Genomic DNA, 15954 nt, shown 5'->3' on the forward strand with positions numbered 1-15954 from the left:
TCGATCGCGGGATATCCACAGCCTGTGGAGGATCACCCTGTGGATATGTGGAAAAACCCTTCGGCGATCAGCGCGCGGAGGCTGTCGGGAGCCTTCTCCAGCAGGTCAGCGGCACTCTCTCCGGTCAGGTCGGCGATCGCGGAGAGCAGCGGGGCCAGTGGATAGTCTCCGTCGCAGACGCCCGCGAGGGCCGCCTCGACCATCCCCGCCCGGGCGGTCCTGCCCAGTCCCCTGGTCTGCCTGAGCATGATCGTGGACGGGTCCTCCGCTCCGGGCGGGCCGATCCGCTCCTCCACCACGCCGCCGGCCAACCTCAGCCGGGCCGCGAGCAGCTCGGCGCCGGTCAGCCGGTGCGCCCGGCCGATCGCGGCGAGCACCTCGTCCACGTACCCGCCCACCGGGAGCTCCACCCGCCCGCCGTACTCCTCCACCCGGACGACCGGGTCGAGGCTCCCGGAGTCGTGCATGCTGATCCAGCCGAAGCCCACCCCGGTGACGTTCTCCGCCTCGAACCAGCCGAGCCAGTCGTCGTAGAGCTCACCGTACCGGGCGGTGCCCTGCTCGGCGGCGTCGCGCAGCCACAGCTCGACGTACTCCGCCGGATCCTGCACGTCCCGCTGCACCGCCCAGCCGTCGCAGCCGGTCCCGGCCAGCCAGCCGCCGACCCGATCGCGCCAGTCCTCCCCCTCGACGTGCAGCCAGTTGGCCAGGAGCTGGCAGGTGCCGCCGGGGTTGAGCAGGCGGGGCGCCTGCCGTACGAGGTCGCGGCAGAAGTCGTCGCCCCGCAGGCCGGACTCGCGGTAGGTGAACCGGCCGCGGGGAGAGATCACGAAGGGCGGGTTGGAGACGACCAGGTCGAACAGCTCGCCCGCCACCGGCTCGAAGAGCGAGCCCTCGCGGGCGTCCACCCCCTCGATCCCGGAGAGCGCCCAGCTCAGCCGGGCCAGCTCCAGGGCACGGGGGTTGACGTCGGTGGCGACGATCTCCTCGGCCCGGTCCGCCAGGTGCAGCACCTGGACCCCGCAGCCGGTGCCCAGGTCGAGGGCGCGCCGCACCGGCCGCCGGGAGACCAGCTGGGCGAGGTTGGCCGAGGCGCCGCCCGCGCCGACCACGTGGTCGGCGCGGAGCGCGGGGTCCCCCGGCCGGACCTTCCGGTCGGAGACGACGTAGCCGCCGGTCTCCCAGGGCTGCAGATGGACCGCGGCGACCACCTGCCCGCCGTCGGCGGCGGCCAGCAGGCCCGCCGCGGCCAGCTCGGCCACCGGCAGGCCCGGCGGCGGCTCCACCGGGACGCCGAGCCACCACAGCCGGATCAGCGTGCCGAGCGGATCCCCGTCCCGGGTGGCGCGCAGGGCCGGGACGAGCTCCTCCCGGGAGAGGGCCGTGGCGGCGACGTCGCCGAGACGCTCGCGCACGCCGTCGAGGGTGTACCCGGTCGCGAGCATCGACTCCCGCAACCGGACCAGCGGATCTTTCACCCCACCATCTTCACATGATCCACGACTCAATACGTAAAGTGACCAGACTGTTACAGATCGACGTAAGGAATCTGCAAGCGGAACTCAAGCGCCTCAGGGTAATCCTGGATGGCCGCCGCACTCGGCCCTAAGGATCACCATGCTGCTGCCCTGCCTCGCCTGCGAATCCCGCTTCCGCCCCGACGAGTACTTCCGCGCCTGCCACGACTACCACCGGGGCATGGACCTGGTCGCCTGGACCTGCCCCCGCTGCGGGAACCGCGACGAGCTGCGGGTGCTCCCCGGCGAGCTCGGGTTCGGCTACCCCCGGCAGGGCAGGTTCGCCGTCAGCGACCGGCTGCGCGTGCCCGGGCTCCGCCGCCACCGCCAGGACCTGCGGCTGGACATCTCGCTGGACGAGAAGAGCTGGCACGTGCCCACCAGGATGCGCCACCTGGCGGCGGCGCGCTGAGCCCCGCGGCCGGGCCGCCGAGGACCTTCACCCCGCCGGGGTCCCCGGAGCGGGCCCGCCGGGACGCCGTCCGGTCAGCCGGGGTGCCGGCGCAGGCCCTGCCAGGCCGCCTCGCAGAGCCCGGCGATCTCCTCCGGCGTGGGCTGGTGCGCCCCGGCGAACCACAGCCGGCACATCTCCATTGCCGGGCCGAGCCAGAGCACGTAGCACATCGTGGGATGGACGGGCTGGAGCAGGCCGGCCTTCATGTGCGGCCGCCACCAGTCGGAGACCTGCCGGAAGAACGCCCGGCGCGAATCGGACACCTCGGTGCCGCCCGGCTCGTCCCGCTTGGGCGGGCGCTCGCTGATCAGCAGGTGCGCCCGCTCGCGGTGCTCGCCGCACCAGGACATGTGCAGGGCGACGATGGCCTCGATCCCGTCGCGCGCGTCCTCGTGGCGGCGCAGCTCGGTGATGAAGGCGCTCTGGTACATGTCGAGGGTCTCGGCGTAGAGCACGCCGAAGACGTGCTCCTTGCTCGCGAAGTGGTGGTAGAAGCTGCCGACGCTGACCCCGCTCTCGTCGCGGAGGCTGGCGAGGGTGGTCGCCGAGACGCCGTCCTGACTGAATCGGCGCAGGGCTCCGTCGACGATCCGGCTCCGGCCGTCGCGTCCGTTCTTGGCACTCTTCACGAGGTCAATGGTGGAGCAACAGAACCTTGTTCCGCAAATGTTCCGGCACGGATCAGGCTGAGCCGATCTTAGTGGAGATCTCCACCGTCCCGGAAGAGGCACGCATGACGGCCTCCGGCCACTCTCTGCGGATCATGCTCAGCACCTTGCGGTTGCCGCCGAGCACGTCCATGCGCAGGGCCTGCGCCCCGCCCGCCGTCGCCCGGCGGACCAGGCGGCGGACCAGCCGGGAGCCGAGCCCGCGGCCCTGCCAGTCGTCGGCCACCACGACGGCGATCTCCACGACGGCGATCTCCACTGCGGCGGCCTCCGCACCGGCGGCCTCCGTGCGGGAGGTCTCCGTCCGGGAGGTCTCCGTCCGGGAGGTCTCCGTGCGGGCGGCCTCCGCACCGCCCGCACCACGGCCCGACCCGCAGGTCCGGAAGCTCATCGCGTGCCCGACCACGGCGTCCCCGCACACCGCCAGCAGCGCGTCGCGCCGGTCGTCCACCGCCAGCAGCGCCCGCACCGTGCTCGCGGCCGGGCGGCCCATCCCGGTGAAGAACCGCAGCGTCTGCGTGTGCACGGACAGCCCTCCGAGGAACCGGCGGATCCGCTCCTCGTCATCCATCCGCGCGGGCCGGATCTCGACCCCGCCTCCCGGCAGCACCTCTCCCGGCAGCGCGTCTCCCGGCAGCGTCCCTCCCGGCGGCGTCCGCACCGGATCGCGGCGGGATCGCACGAGCTGAGTTCGAATCATGGACTCAGAGTCGCGCACGCCACCTAGGTCTGTCAACTAGACTTAGGTGGCGTTGGAGGTGACGTCGTGGCCACTTACGATGCGGGCATGGGTGAGGTGAATCTCGGCAACGTGCCCTTCCGGGTGGACAACTGCTCGATCGAGCGCACGCTGGGCGTCGTGGGCGAGAAATGGACGTTCCTGGTGCTCCGGGAGGCGTTCAGCGGGGTACGCCGCTTCGCCGACATGCAGGCCGCCACCGGGGCTCCCCGGCAGGTGCTGAGCGCCAGACTCACCCGGCTGGTCGAGGAGGGCCTGCTCCGCAAGGTCCCCTACCGCGAGCCCGGCCAGCGCCAGCGGGACGAGTACCGGCTGACCCAGATGGGTCTGGACCTCTATCCGATCATGGTCGCGCTGATGCACTGGGGGGACCGCTACCTGTCCGACCCCGACGGCCCGCCGGTGCTCCTCACCCACCGCGGCTGCGGCGCCGCCGTCGAGCAGCGCTTCCGGTGCGCCGACGGGCACGAGATCGGCGGGCCGCGCGAGGTCACCCCCGTCCCCGGGCCCGGCGCCCCGGCCGCCGCGGCCGCCGCCGCGGGCCGGGCGACCGGCTGACCGGGCAGGCCGGGCAGGCCGCCGGACCGTCCCGGCCGGGCGGAGAGCCCGGTCCTCAGGCCGGCAGCGCGCGCAGGCAGCGCCGGAAGCCGAGGGCCGAGACCAGCGCCGCCCCGCCGAGCAGCACCGCGACCGCGGAGGTCCGGACGATCAGGTACATCTCCGTGTCCAGGGTGATCAGCAGCCACAGGCTCAACCCCGCGTTGAGGAACTGGGCGCACCCCCACAGGACGGAGTGCCGGAAGAAGAAGCGGCGCATCAGCGGGTGCTCGTTCAGGTGGTCGGGGAGCGGGACCAGGTCGGCCGCCACCCGCTGGATCAGCGGGCGCCGGAGCGAGGCGGTCAGCAGGAAGGCCATGCTCGCGCAGAAGATGCCCAGGCACTCGGGGAGGAAGAAGAAGACCGGGTTCTTGTTCAGGACGGCCAGCACCACGCGCACCGTGATCGCCCCGGCCGCCAGCAGCATCATGCCGGGAGCCGCCCGGCGCCGCACCAGCCGCCACGCCACCCCGCCGTAGACCCAGGCCAGGGCCACCGCGAGCGCGCCGTACAGGCCGGTGAACACCATCGCGGCGTAGAAGACCGCGGCGGGGAGGACCATCGCCTCCAGCACCCGGGGCGCGGCGTGCCTGAACATCGCCGCCGGCGAGGGCAGCGCGGCCGGAGTTCCCCGCCCGGACGGCGCGGCCGGCGTCCCGGCGGGCGGGACCGGCGCCCCGGAGGGCGACGGGGCGGAGGCCCCGGAGGACGGCGGACACACCTGGACGCCGGAGGGCGACTGGAGCAGAGTCATGGGGCGGCGGCTCCGGGGCTCGGGGACAAACCCCACTGACCGTACGGGATGTCCGAAGTGTCCGGGAGAGTTTCCCGTAGATTCAACAAGGGCTCTATCGGTCCACTCGGCAGCGGGATCGCCTCCCTTAGAACTTCTTCAACTCCCGTCCCCGGGCCACCCGGGTTCGCCGCCGACCGGCCCCGCACCGGGAGGCGCGGGAACGTTCCCGCCGGGCGCGGCGGGGGCCCGCCCGGGACGGGGAGGACGGGCGTCGCGGTTCCCGGAGTCGCGATTCCCGGAGTCGCGGTTCCCAGGGTCACGGTTCCTGGAGTCACGGTTCCCGGAGTCACGGTTCCGACGATCGCGGCGTCCGCGGAACGCCACCACGTCGAAAGACCCGCTCACCGGAGAGTCCGGGGAACGGGGCGGTCGGTGCGGTGCCTACCCTTGGTGGCGTGTACCGGTTCCTGCTGACTCCCCGATGGATCGCGCTCCACATCGTGGTGCTGCTGGTCATCCCCGCCTTCGTCTTCCTCGGCCAGTGGCAGTTCGGGCGCTACGAGGAGCGCTCCACCAGCAGCGACCGGACCACCGCCAACCTCGACGCCCCGCCGGTCCCGGTCTCCTCGCTCACCTCCGCCGGCGGCGCCGTGCGCGAGCAGGACAAGTACCGGACCGTCACGGCCACGGGCACGTTCGACCCGGCCCGCCAGCTCCTCGTACGGCGCCGCGTCCAGAACAGCGCCGTCGGCTTCTACGTGCTCACCCCCCTGACCACCGGGACCGGCGAGGCCGTCCTGGTGAACCGGGGCTGGGTCAGGGCGGGCGCGACGGCCGACGCCCTTCCCGAGGTCCCGGCGCCGAGCACGGGTGAGGTAACTGTCACCGGACGGCTACGCCTCGCCGAGACCGAGGAGTCCTCCGGCATCCGCGACAGGGCGGGGCTCCCGCCGGGGCAGGTCCTGCTGATCAACACCGGGGCGATCGGGAAGGGCCTGCCGTACCGGCTCCTCGGCGGGTACGTGGAGCTCGTCGAGCAGTCCCCCGCGGCGGCCGACGCGCCCGAGCCGGTGCCCGCGCCCGACGTGGGCGAGGGGGGCGGCCTCAACCTGGCCTACGGCGTGCAGTGGTGGCTGTTCATCGGGATCGCGGTCGGCGGCTGGGCCCTGCTGATCCGCCGCGAGGCCGCCGATCTGAAGGCCGAGGCCGCCGGACGGGCCGGGAAGACCGGGCAGGCCGGAGAGACCGAGCAGGCCGGGGAACCGGAGACGGCGGCCCCGCACGTCTCGTGATCGGGTGACGCGACTCTCCCGCAGAGGCGCGTCACCCGGAGCACACGCCTCGCGCACGCGGATCCCGGCGCGGCCGCTCAGCCGAGGAGCAGGCCCATGAGCATGCCGAGCCCCACGGCGGCGATCGCGGAGACGATGCCCACGGCGATCGAGAGCAGGCAGCCCGTCCCGCCGCCCAGCCGTACGTTCAGCCGGCTGCGGGGCTCCGGCTCTCCCGACGGCTCCTGCCCGGCGGCGCGCTCCCGCCCGATCCCGCGCCAGATCGGCCGGGGTTCCAGCAGCAGGAAGAGGATCGCCCCGATCTGGCCCACGGTGAACAGCCAGAACCAGGCCCACCGGTTGCCCAGCCTGGGCACCGAACCGATCATGATCAGGAGGGCGAGCACCCAGGCGACGCCGACCGTCCAGGCTCCCTGTGCCACAGGAACGAGGAACGGCCAGTTGGGGAAGATCCCTCTGGAGTCGCGCTCCGGCCCTTCCCTGACCACCCGGCCCGGGATCGTGTGGATGTCGCGCCGGAACTGCTCCACCGGGTAGGTTCCCGGGCCCTCCCCGGTCAGCAGTCCCGGGACCTCGTGCCAGACCAGCGGACCTTCGGACCAGACCAGCCGGGATACGCCGCCTTCCTGCGGCCGGTAGACGACCCGGGAGACGCGATCGGCCTCCAGCGCCGCGCGGAACTCGCCCAGCGTCCGGTCGGAGGGTGTGACGCTCAGCGCGACGAGGAAGGCGCCCGCGAGCAGCAGCACGAGCAGTGTGAGCCGCACCGCGAACCCCGCGACCCTCCAGAACGGGCGGATCTGTTCGTCTTCCACCCCTTATTCCTACCCGTTGTGATCAAGCCGCGGCGAGCCCCAGGGCGAACGCGACGGTCGCGGCGATCACGAACCCGCTCGTCCCGTCGAGCCGGTGCCTGACCGGCAGCGGCTCGTACGGACCGCGCCGGAGCGGGTACGGCTCCAGCAGGACGTAGAGGAACGAACCACCGGTCAGGAACAGCCAGAACCAGGCGGGGCGGCCGGCGTGGCGGTGGTCCCGGCGGGTGAGCATGAGCAGCCAGGCCAGCAGCTCGGCCGCCACCGCGACCGGCGCGAACGGCTCCCACCACCGCCCGTAGGCGGGGGAGACCGCCGACATGCCCATCGGCCCCCGGCCGCCCCCGGCCCGCACGATCTCCACCTCGGGGCCCGCCGCGGCCCGCACCCGGGCCAGGAAGGCCTCCTGGCGGCGTTCCAGTGCCTCGGGGACCAGCCGGGTGCTCTCCGGGTCCCAGACGTCTCCGGGCTGGTCGAAGCGGGCCTGGCTCCAGGAGAGCGGGCCGTGCGACCACGTCAGGGTGCCGTAGGCGGGCCAGCTGGCGTCGTAGACGACCTTGGTCACGCCTCCGGCCCGCAGGTCGCCGATGAGCTCCTCGGCGTCGCGCAGGGGCGGGGCCTGGTTCAGGTGGACGACCACGGTGGAGAGCGCGAGGACGAAGAGCAGCGCGAGGCGCACGCCGTACGGGATCCCGCCCCGGACCGGGACGACCGCGGCCAGGCCCGCTCCCCGCACGGGCCCCGGCTCCCGCCGCAGGGCCCTCCTCAACCGGCCGGTCGCCCGCCCGGCGCGGCCCGCCCGCGCCGCGACGCCCGGCGCCGCCCAGGCGTCCGCCCGCGCCGCGCCGCCCTCCCGAGCCGCCGTGTCCGTCCGCGCCGGAACATCCGTCAGCACGTCCGCCTCCCTCCCCGAAACGCCGGCCGCCCGCGTCAGGGCGAGCCCCCGGCCCGGCCGGCAGGACGGGCCCTGACGGACCGCCTCGCCGGATCCGGTGAGGCGGTCCGCGCCCCGGGAAGACACCTTGCCCGGCCAAACCTACATTCCCCGTAAAGATCTGATATTTCGCCGTCCGACGGGTAGGGGCGCCCCCAGGACCCGCCACGACCTGCACCGGCCCGGCGGGTCCGGACCCCCGGGGCCGCCGCCCGTTCCCCCTCCGGCGGTCCCGGGGAACATCCGGGATCAACACGAGACCTGGTGGCTTGTTCAGTGTTATGCCAGCGCCGTACCGTTGATCCCGTGACGACGCCGCTGCTCCCCGATCCCGAGCCCAGGCGGCGGGACTATGTGATCATCTCTGTCGACGACCACCTCATCGAGCCGCCCGGCATGTTCGAGGGACGGCTCCCCGAGAAGTACGCCGAGCTCGCCCCCAAGGTCGTCGAGACCGACTCCGGCCACCAGGTCTGGCGGTACGGCGGCGCCACCTACCCGTGCGCGGGGATCGACGTCGGCGCCGGGCTCCCCCGCGAGCAGTGGACGCTCGACCCGGTCCGGTTCGAGCACATGCGGCCGGGCTGCCACGACATCGAGGCCCGGATCGAGGACATGGACCGCGGCGGCGTCTGGGCGTCGCTCTGCTTCCCCGGCATGCTGGCCGGGCAGTCCGGCATGGTCTTCGCCAGGACCCGCGACCAGGAGCTGGGCCTGGCGGTCCTGCGGGCCTGGAACGAGTGGCACGTCGACGTCTGGGCGGGCACCTACCCCGAGCGGATCATCGCCCTGCAGCTGCCCTGGCTGGCCGACCCCGAGATCGCCGCCAAGGAGGTCCGCGACAACGCCTCCAAGGGCTTCAAGGCCGTGCTCTTCCCCGAGTTCCCGGCCCGGCTCCGCCTGCCGTCGATCCACAGCGACCACTGGGACCCGTTCTTCCGCGCCTGCGAGGAGACCGGCACCGTCGTCTGCCTGCACACCGGGACGGGCTCCTGGACCCCCGTGCCGTCCGCCGACACCCCCATCGAGGCGATCACCACGCTCATGCCGGCCAGCGCCATGTTCGCCTGCGCCGACTGGCTCTGGTCGGGCGTGCCGCTGCGCTTCCCCGCGCTGCGGATCCTGATCGTGGAGGGCGGGGTGGGCTGGCTGCCGATGCTGGCCGAGCGGGCCGACTACGCGCTGGACCACCCGGTCGCGGGAGAGGCGTCCTGGGAGGGCGGGCTCAAGCCCAGCGAGGTGCTCCGCCGCAACTTCTTCTTCGGCACGCTCAACGACCACGCCCTGTCGGGCGTGCGCCTGGCGGTCGGGCTGGAGCACGTGCTGCTGGAGAGCGGCTACCCCCACTCCGACTCCACCTGGCCCGACACCCAGCAGAACATCACCCGCAACATGGGCAGCCTGCCGCCGGCCGACATCGCCCGGGTGGCCTACGGCAACGCCGCCCGCCTGTTCGGCCACCCGCTCCCGTCCCGCGCCTGGCTCAGGATGGAAGAACTCTGACGTGCGTCCTCTCCCAGTCGACGTAGCGCCCGCTCTCGCCGAGCAGTGAGCCCATCAGCCACAGGAAGACGCCGAAGTCGTCGGCCACCCCGACGAGCAGCAGGAACTCGGGGATGACGTCGATCGGCGAGATCATGTAGAGCACGCCGAGGCCCATCAGGGCCAGCTTGCCCCTTCCCATGCCGGGGTAGGTGCCGTTCAGCACCGCGCCGACGAGCCGGGGGACGGCCCTGAGCCTGGCGCCGATGCCGGGCGATCCCGGCCTCGTCACGTCCCGGTACGCCCGCCAGGCCTGTGCCGCTCGCGCCGCCTTCGCCATGGGAACCTCCTCGCAGAACACGCTCGTCCGGCCGCGTCTCCTACCCGGCCTCGTCACGATATAACGCGTGATCACGCCCTCCGGTTCCGGACCGGCGCGCGGACTTCCGGAAACCCTCCGCCGCGCCCGTGCCTCCGCCGGATGCCGGTACGGCGGGCCGCGGCGCGGGGCGGCCCGCCGTACCGGACGCCTGCCCGCCGGTCAGTCCGCGCCGGGCGCCAGGTCCCGTACGGCCTGCGCGATCGGCACCTCGCCGCCGGGGATGGGCGCGAGCACCGGGGTGTCCAGGCCGCACGCGACGTACTCCCGGATCCTGGCCCGGCAGGCGGCGGCGTCGCCGTGCACGATCAGCGCGTCCACGACCTCGTCGGGGATGGCCTTGAGCGCCGCCTGCCGGTCCCCCGCGGCCCAGGCCTCGTGCATCGGCCGCAGGACCTCGCCGCGGCCCAGCCAGTCGTGGAAGGCCGCGTAGACGGGGACGGTCAGGTAGCTGGCGAGCATCCACCGGCCCAGCTCCCTGGCCTTGCCGGCGTCCTCGGTGACGCAGACGAACAGGCGGGCGACCAGCTCGGTCTCCGGGCCGACCTCGGCGCGGACCTTCCGCACGTCCTCGGGGGAGAGCCAGTTGGTGATCGCGCCGTCGGCCTCCTCGGCGGCCAGGTGGAGCATCCGGGGGCGCAGCGCCGCCAGGACGATCTTCGGCTGGACCTTGGGGGCGCGCTCCAGCTTGAAGCCCTTGACCTCGAAGGTCTCGTACTTCTCGGTGACCTTCTCGCCCGCCAGGGCCTTCTTCAGGAAGCGCAGGGTGTCGCGGGTGCGGGAGAACGGCTTGCTGAACTCCCCGGCGTTCCAGCGCTCCACGATGGCCGGCGAGGAGGCCCCGATGCCCAGGACGAACCGGTCGGGGGCCAGGTCGGCGAGCGTGGCGGCCGACATCGCCAGCAGGCCGGGGCCCCGGGTGGAGACCGGGACGATCGCGCTGCCCAGGCGGAGCCCGGGGGCCCACTCGGCGGCCAGCGCGAGCGGCGTGAAGCCGTCGACGCCGTTGACCTCGGCCGACCAGGCGTCGGTGTAGCCGAGCCCGGGGAGCTCGGCGACCAGGTCCTTCGATGCGGCCAGTGAGCGGTCGTAGAAGGGGACCGTCATCCCCCAGCGTGCGCCCGTCGCCATCGTGCTGCCTCCCATGGTCCCTCTGTCCAGAACGACATTCTGGTGTAGCGTGCCGCACCCGACCGAGGGTCCGTCAACAGCTCGACCATACCAACCGGACGGTATGTCAGGAAGGCGGGCCTGCCGTGTCCGGGAGCCCCGGGCGCCCGGAGGCTCAGGAGCGCAGCTCGTGGACCCCGGCGATGAAGTCGCGCGCGATGCCCCGCAGGCCCGGCAGGTGGGAGAGGCCGACCAGCCGGTCCACCAGCGGCACCGTGAGCTCGATGAGCCGGTAGGTCTTGCGGCAGCCCTCGGAGGTGTCGTGCACCCAGAACAGCACGATCCCCATCGACATCAGCCAGAGCAGCTCGGGCAGCTCCGCCCTGAGCTCGGCGTCCATCCGGTCCGCCGAGCCGTCCACGACCCGGCGGTAGATCGCGACCGACGCCTCCCGCGCGGGAGACGACTCGACGCTGAACGGGCTGAGCGGGTTGGTCGGCTCGGCGGCGTGCTTGAAGAACTTCACCGCGAACTCGTGGTACGGCTCGGAGACCCGGACCCACGCCCGGAGCACCCCGCCCAGGCGCCCCGCGAAGGAGCGCTCGGCGGCCAGCAGCTCCTCGCACGCCGCCTCGTGCTCCGCCTGCGCCCGGTCGTAGTAGGCCTGGATCAGCGCTTCCTTGGAGGAGAAGTAGTAGTAGGCGTTGCCCACCGAGACCCCCGCCTCGGCGGCGATGGCCCGCATGGTGGTCGCCTCGTAGCCCCGCTCGCGGAACAGCCGCAGGGCGGTCTCCACGATGATCTCTCGAGTCCTGTCGGATCCACGGGTCCTCTGGGTCGGCGCGGCCACGTCGTCACTGTACGGCCCATCGCCCCGTTAGGTCAGCGCGGCTCACGGTGATCGGCATCACAGGGCAAAAACCGGGCCTCGGGAGAAGACACGGGCACCCGGGGTGACTTTGCTGCTGTGCGTGAGCGCAGCGAGCGAGCCGACGGGCACAGCGGCCTGCCCGCAGGACCGGCGGAGCGGACCTGCGGGCGGAAGGGCGACCCGAGACGGAGGATGGATGATGAGGACACGTGTCCTGACCCTGCTCGTCCTGCAGGCCTCCCTGGCCCTGCTGCTCCCGCAGGACGCCGCCGCGCAGGCCGTACGGCCCGGCGCCGGGCACGCCGCCCCGCTCGGCGCGCAGCGGCCCGCCCTGCCCGGCACCGACCGCCCCGGGCGGCTGCTCAGCCACTCCCAGGCCGTGCGGCTCCTGCAACGGGCCGGGCTGGGCTGGGTCTCCTCCGGCGGGTGCGCCGACCGGGGCAACCGGCGCTGCACCTCCTTCGAGAAGGTGCGGGCGGCCACGCTCAGGAAGGTGATCCGGCTCAAGCGGCGCAGCGGCTGCCCGGTCGTCCTGACCGGCGGCACCGAGACCGGCCACGAGCACGGGCGCTACAGCCACGGCACCGGCTACAAGGTGGACGTGGCCCCCAACCCGTGCATCGACCGCTACATCACCGGCAGGTACCCGGCCGACGGCCTGCGCGACGACGGGGCGCGGCTCTACCGCTCCGCGCGGGCCCTGTACGCCCGCACCCCGTCCCACTGGGACATCCTCTTCCGCTGAGGAACCGCCGCGCCCCGGCGCCGTCCTGGAACGGCGCCGGGGCGGGCGGTGCGGACTAGCCGGCGAACTCGGCCGCGACCAGCTCGGCGATCTCCGCCGCGTTCAGGGCCGCGCCCTTGCGCAGGTTGTCACCGCAGACGAACAGGTCGAGCGTGTTCGGGAAATCGAGCGCCTGGCGGATCCGGCCCACGTAGGTCGGGTCGGTGCCCACGACGTCCGCCGGGGTCGGGAAGACGCCGTTGGCCGGGTCGTCCATGACGACCACGGTCGGGGCGGCCTCCAGGATCCGGTGGGCGTCGGCGACGGTGATCTCGCGCTCGAAGGTCGCGTGCACGGCCAGCGAGTGGGTGGTGATCACCGGGACGCGGACGCAGGTCGCCGAGACCTTCAGGTCGTCGATCCCGAGGATCTTCCGGGACTCGTTGCGGAGCTTGAGCTCCTCGGAGGCCCAGCCGCCGTCCTTGAGCGAGCCCGCCCACGGCACGACGTTGAAGGCCACCGGGGCCGGGAACGGGGACTCCTCCTCGCCCAGCTTGTTCTGGAGCGCCTTGCGCACGTCACCGGCGGTCTGGCCGACCGTGCGGTCGCCCGCGAGCGCCTCGACCTCGTCGTAGAGCCGCGCCGAACCGGCCACGCCCGCGCCGGAGACCGCCTGGTAGGAGGCGACCACCAGCTCGCGCAGGCCGTACTGCTCATGCAGCGCGCCCATCGCGGCCATCATCGACAGCGTGGTGCAGTTCGGGGTGGAGATGATGTTCCGCGGCCGGTTGCGCGCGGCCTCGGGGTTGACCTCCGGCACGACCAGCGGCACGTCCGGGTCCATCCGGAAGGTGCCGGACTTGTCGATGACGACCGCGCCGCGCCCGGCGGCGATCGGCACCCAGGTCGCGGAGACCTCGTCGGGCACGTCGAAGATCGCGATGTCGACGCCGTCGAAGACCTCGGGGGTCAGCTCCTGGACGACCACGTCCTCGCCGCGGACCTGCAGGACCTTGCCCGCGGAACGGGCGGAGGCGACGAGCTTGATCTCGCCGTAGACGTCCTCCCGGGTCGAGATGATGTCGCGCATGACGGTGCCGACGGCACCGGTCGCGCCGATAAGAGCAAGAGTGGGCTTGCGAGCGCTCATCGCCCGGTACCTCCGTAGACAACAGCCTCAACCTGGTCGGCGTCGAGGTCGAACGCGCGGTGCGCGGCGCCGACGGCCGCGTCCACCTCGTCCTGCCCGACGATCACCGAGATGCGGATCTCCGAGGTGGAGATCATCTCGATGTTCACCCCCGCGTCGGCGAGGGCGGCGAAGAACGTCGCGGTGACGCCGGGGTGCGAGCGCATGCCCGCGCCGATCAGCGACACCTTCCCGATCTGGTCGTCGAACTGCAGCGACTCGAAACCGATGCGCTCCTGGACCTTCTTCAGAGCGGTCAGGGCCGTGGGGCCGTCGCTCGTGGGAAGCGTGAAGGAGATGTCCGTCCGCCCGGTCGCCGCCGCCGACACGTTCTGCACGATCATGTCGATGTTGATCTCGGCGTCCGCCAGCGTTTTGAAGATCGTCGCAGCCTCGCCGACCTTGTCGGGCACCCCGACAACGGTGATCTTGGCCTCGCTCCGGTCGTGCGCGACGCCGGAGATGATCGGCTGCTCCATCTCTGTTCCCTCACTGTCGGGGTCGGAGACGACCCACGTGCCTTCCTTGGTGCTGAACGAGCTTCTGACGTGGATCGGCAGGTTGAACCGGCGGGCGTACTCGACGCAGCGCAGGTGCAGGATCTTCGATCCGCAGGCCGCCATCTCCATCATCTCCTCGTAGGAGATCCTGGGGATCTTGCGGGCGGCCGGCACGACGCGCGGGTCCGCGGTGAAGACGCCGTCCACGTCGGTGTAGATCTCACACACGTCGGCTTCCAGGGCGGCGGCCAGCGCGACCGCGGTCGTGTCCGAGCCGCCCCGGCCCAGCGTGGTGATGTCCTTGGTGTTCTGCGAGACGCCCTGGAAACCGGCCACGATCGCGATGTGGCCGAGGTCGAGCGCCTCGCGGATGCGGCCGGGCGTCACGTCGATGATCCGCGCCTTGCCGTGCGTGGAGTCGGTGATGACGCCGGCCTGGGAGCCGGTGAACGAGCGGGCCTCGTGCCCCAGGTTCGCGATCGCCATCGCCAGCAGCGCCATCGAGATGCGCTCACCCGAGGTGAGCAGCATGTCGAGCTCGCGGCCCGGCGGGAGCGGGGAGACCTGCTGGGCGAGGTCGAGCAGCTCGTCGGTGGTGTCGCCCATCGCGGAGACGACCACCACGACGTCGTTGCCGGCTTTTTTCGTCGCGACGATCCGCTGGGCGACCCGCTTGATGCAGGACGCGTCGGCGACGGACGAACCACCGTACTTCTGAACAACGAGCGCCACGAGATGTCTCCGAAGCAATCTAGGGCTGTGGAGCTCTCAGTCTACTGGGGTGCCGATATGTTCCCCCTGGTTTAGACCACTATGTGGACGATCACACCGTCGTGCGCTCTTCGGCCACGTCGAGGCGGGTGTGGGCGACGAGCGCCTGAAGTGCCCGCATTGCCGCTCCCGCGTGGTTTCCCCAGGTGTTGAAGTAGGAGTACTGCCACCACCACAGGGCCTCCAGCGGGCGGCCCGCCCGGTAGTGCCGCAGCCCGTGGATGAGATCGGCCGCGACCGCGCTCAGGTCGTCCGAGAGGCGGTACGGCGTGACGGAGGTGTCCTTGTAGGGGTCGAAGACCTCGGCGTAGTCGTCCACCGGGCCCAGCCGCTCGGCGAGCGCCGTGCGCAGCGGGTCGACGTCGGGGTCCTCGCTCAGGTGCGGTTCCCAGTTGCCGGACAGGATGACGTCCTGGCTGGCGCCGAGCTGCGCGCCGGCCGAGCTCACCTGCGCGACCTCCACCAGCAGCAGCGGCAGGACGGCGTCCCCGCCCTCGCCGCCCGCCAGCCGGGTCAGCCCGTCGAGGTAGTTCTGTGCGTGCGTCGCGATCCGGTCCGCGAACGTGCTCCACTCATCAGACATCCAGCAGCCTCCGTCCTTCGAACGCGCGGCCCAGGGTGACCTCGTCGGCGTACTCGAGGTCACCGCCTACCGGCAGGCCGCTGGCCAGTCGTGTGACTTTCAGACCCATCGGCTTCACCAGACGGGCGAGATAGGTGGCGGTCGCCTCCCCCTCCAGGTTGGGGTCGGTGGCGATGATCAACTCCGTCACCCGGCCGTCGGCCAGGCGGGTCATCAGTTCGCGGATGCGCAGGTCGTCGGGGCCGACGCCGTCGATCGGGCTGATCGCCCCGCCGAGCACGTGGTAGCGGCCGCGGAACTCGCGGGTCTTCTCGATCGCCACGACGTCCTTGGACTCCTCCACGACGCAGATGACGTGGAGGTCGCGCCGGGTGTCACGGCAGATCCGGCACTCCTCCTCCGCCGCCACGTTCCCGCAGATCCGGCAGAAGCGGACTTTCTCCTTTACCTCCAGCAGGGCGTGCGCGAGCCGCTTGACGTCGGTCGGGTCCGCGGCCAGGAGGTGGAACGCGATCCGCTGCGCGCTCTTGGGACCGACGCCCGGCAGCATGCCGAGCTCGTCGATCAGGTTCTGGACGACGCCCTCGTACATG

At 72.4% G+C, this 15954-nt stretch carries 18 protein-coding genes; 5 read left to right on the forward strand and 13 right to left on the reverse strand.

Features of this window, described 5'->3' with window-relative positions; translation table 11 throughout:
- Window positions 1-32: 32 nt before the first annotated feature.
- The gene (locus FHS22_RS29855; RefSeq protein ID WP_184947364.1) at window positions 33-1445 is read right to left on the reverse strand and encodes a DUF7059 domain-containing protein; all 1413 of its coding nucleotides are present in this window, start codon (window positions 1443-1445) and stop codon (window positions 33-35) included.
- A 172-nt stretch (window positions 1446-1617) separates the two neighbouring features.
- On the opposite strand from FHS22_RS29855, the gene FHS22_RS29860 reads away from it, so the two are divergent.
- The gene (locus tag FHS22_RS29860) at window positions 1618-1929 is read left to right on the forward strand and encodes a hypothetical protein (protein ID WP_184947149.1); all 312 of its coding nucleotides are present in this window, start codon (window positions 1618-1620) and stop codon (window positions 1927-1929) included.
- A 74-nt stretch (window positions 1930-2003) separates the two neighbouring features.
- On the opposite strand, the gene FHS22_RS29865 is transcribed toward FHS22_RS29860, so the two are convergent.
- Complete coding sequence (locus FHS22_RS29865; protein ID WP_184947152.1) at window positions 2004-2600, reverse strand: TetR/AcrR family transcriptional regulator; 597 nt, start codon at window positions 2598-2600, stop codon at window positions 2004-2006.
- Window positions 2601-2652: 52 nt separating this feature from the next.
- On the reverse strand, window positions 2653-3339 hold the full coding sequence (locus FHS22_RS29870; RefSeq protein ID WP_260408430.1) for a GNAT family N-acetyltransferase: 687 nt from the start codon (window positions 3337-3339) through the stop codon (window positions 2653-2655).
- Between the two features lie 87 nt (window positions 3340-3426).
- Here FHS22_RS29870 and FHS22_RS29875 point away from each other — a divergent pair, with 87 nt between their 5' ends.
- Complete coding sequence (locus FHS22_RS29875; protein WP_184947156.1) at window positions 3427-3936, forward strand: winged helix-turn-helix transcriptional regulator; 510 nt, start codon at window positions 3427-3429, stop codon at window positions 3934-3936.
- 55 nt (window positions 3937-3991) lie between these two features.
- On the opposite strand, the gene FHS22_RS29880 is transcribed toward FHS22_RS29875, so the two are convergent.
- Window positions 3992-4729 carry a VC0807 family protein gene (locus tag FHS22_RS29880; protein WP_260408431.1) on the reverse strand — a complete coding sequence of 246 codons (738 nt, stop codon included), beginning with the start codon at window positions 4727-4729 and terminating at the stop codon, window positions 3992-3994.
- A 437-nt stretch (window positions 4730-5166) separates the two neighbouring features.
- On the opposite strand from FHS22_RS29880, the gene FHS22_RS29885 reads away from it, so the two are divergent.
- A complete protein-coding gene (locus FHS22_RS29885) occupies window positions 5167-6003 on the forward strand; it encodes an SURF1 family cytochrome oxidase biogenesis protein (protein ID WP_184947159.1) in 837 nt (278 codons plus the stop codon).
- Window positions 6004-6080: 77 nt separating this feature from the next.
- On the opposite strand, the gene FHS22_RS29890 is transcribed toward FHS22_RS29885, so the two are convergent.
- A complete protein-coding gene (locus FHS22_RS29890; protein ID WP_184947162.1) occupies window positions 6081-6818 on the reverse strand; it encodes a hypothetical protein in 738 nt (245 codons plus the stop codon).
- A gap of 22 nt (window positions 6819-6840) precedes the next feature.
- Entirely contained in the window at window positions 6841-7713 is an 873-nt protein-coding gene (locus FHS22_RS29895; RefSeq protein ID WP_184947165.1) for a hypothetical protein, read from the reverse strand.
- A 345-nt stretch (window positions 7714-8058) separates the two neighbouring features.
- Between FHS22_RS29895 and FHS22_RS29900 the strand changes: the two genes are divergently transcribed.
- Window positions 8059-9255, forward strand: a complete 1197-nt coding sequence (locus FHS22_RS29900; RefSeq protein ID WP_184947168.1) for an amidohydrolase family protein — start codon at window positions 8059-8061, stop codon at window positions 9253-9255.
- Here FHS22_RS29900 and FHS22_RS29905 read toward each other — a convergent pair.
- From FHS22_RS29905 to FHS22_RS29915, 3 genes are all read right to left on the reverse strand, one after another.
- A complete protein-coding gene (locus FHS22_RS29905; protein WP_184947170.1) occupies window positions 9236-9574 on the reverse strand; it encodes a YkvA family protein in 339 nt (112 codons plus the stop codon). The genes FHS22_RS29900 and FHS22_RS29905 overlap by 20 nt on opposite strands.
- A gap of 201 nt (window positions 9575-9775) precedes the next feature.
- The gene (locus FHS22_RS29910; RefSeq protein WP_184947173.1) at window positions 9776-10744 is read right to left on the reverse strand and encodes an LLM class F420-dependent oxidoreductase; all 969 of its coding nucleotides are present in this window, start codon (window positions 10742-10744) and stop codon (window positions 9776-9778) included.
- Between the two features lie 154 nt (window positions 10745-10898).
- Window positions 10899-11573: a TetR family transcriptional regulator gene (locus FHS22_RS29915; RefSeq protein ID WP_184947176.1), complete on the reverse strand. Its 675-nt coding sequence runs from the start codon at window positions 11571-11573 to the stop codon at window positions 10899-10901.
- A 220-nt stretch (window positions 11574-11793) separates the two neighbouring features.
- On the opposite strand from FHS22_RS29915, the gene FHS22_RS29920 reads away from it, so the two are divergent.
- Entirely contained in the window at window positions 11794-12339 is a 546-nt protein-coding gene (locus FHS22_RS29920) for a hypothetical protein (RefSeq protein ID WP_184947178.1), read from the forward strand.
- 55 nt (window positions 12340-12394) lie between these two features.
- On the opposite strand, the gene FHS22_RS29925 is transcribed toward FHS22_RS29920, so the two are convergent.
- From FHS22_RS29925 to recR, 4 genes are all read right to left on the reverse strand, one after another.
- The gene (locus FHS22_RS29925; RefSeq protein ID WP_184947181.1) at window positions 12395-13468 is read right to left on the reverse strand and encodes an aspartate-semialdehyde dehydrogenase; all 1074 of its coding nucleotides are present in this window, start codon (window positions 13466-13468) and stop codon (window positions 12395-12397) included.
- Window positions 13465-14739 (reverse strand): aspartate kinase, encoded by a 1275-nt coding sequence (locus FHS22_RS29930; protein ID WP_184947184.1) that lies wholly within the window; start codon window positions 14737-14739, stop codon window positions 13465-13467. Before FHS22_RS29930 ends, FHS22_RS29925 begins: the two co-directional genes overlap by 4 nt.
- A gap of 91 nt (window positions 14740-14830) precedes the next feature.
- Window positions 14831-15361, reverse strand: coding sequence for a DUF5063 domain-containing protein (locus tag FHS22_RS29935; protein WP_184947187.1), 531 nt, complete (start codon window positions 15359-15361; stop codon window positions 14831-14833).
- Entirely contained in the window at window positions 15354-15953 is a 600-nt protein-coding gene (gene recR / locus FHS22_RS29940; protein ID WP_184947189.1) for a recombination mediator RecR, read from the reverse strand. Before recR ends, FHS22_RS29935 begins: the two co-directional genes overlap by 8 nt.
- Window position 15954 lies beyond the last annotated feature (1 nt).

The organism is Thiemannella venezuelensis, assembly GCF_014203605.1.
Lineage (GTDB): Bacteria > Actinomycetota > Actinomycetes > Streptosporangiales > Streptosporangiaceae > Planomonospora_A > Planomonospora_A venezuelensis.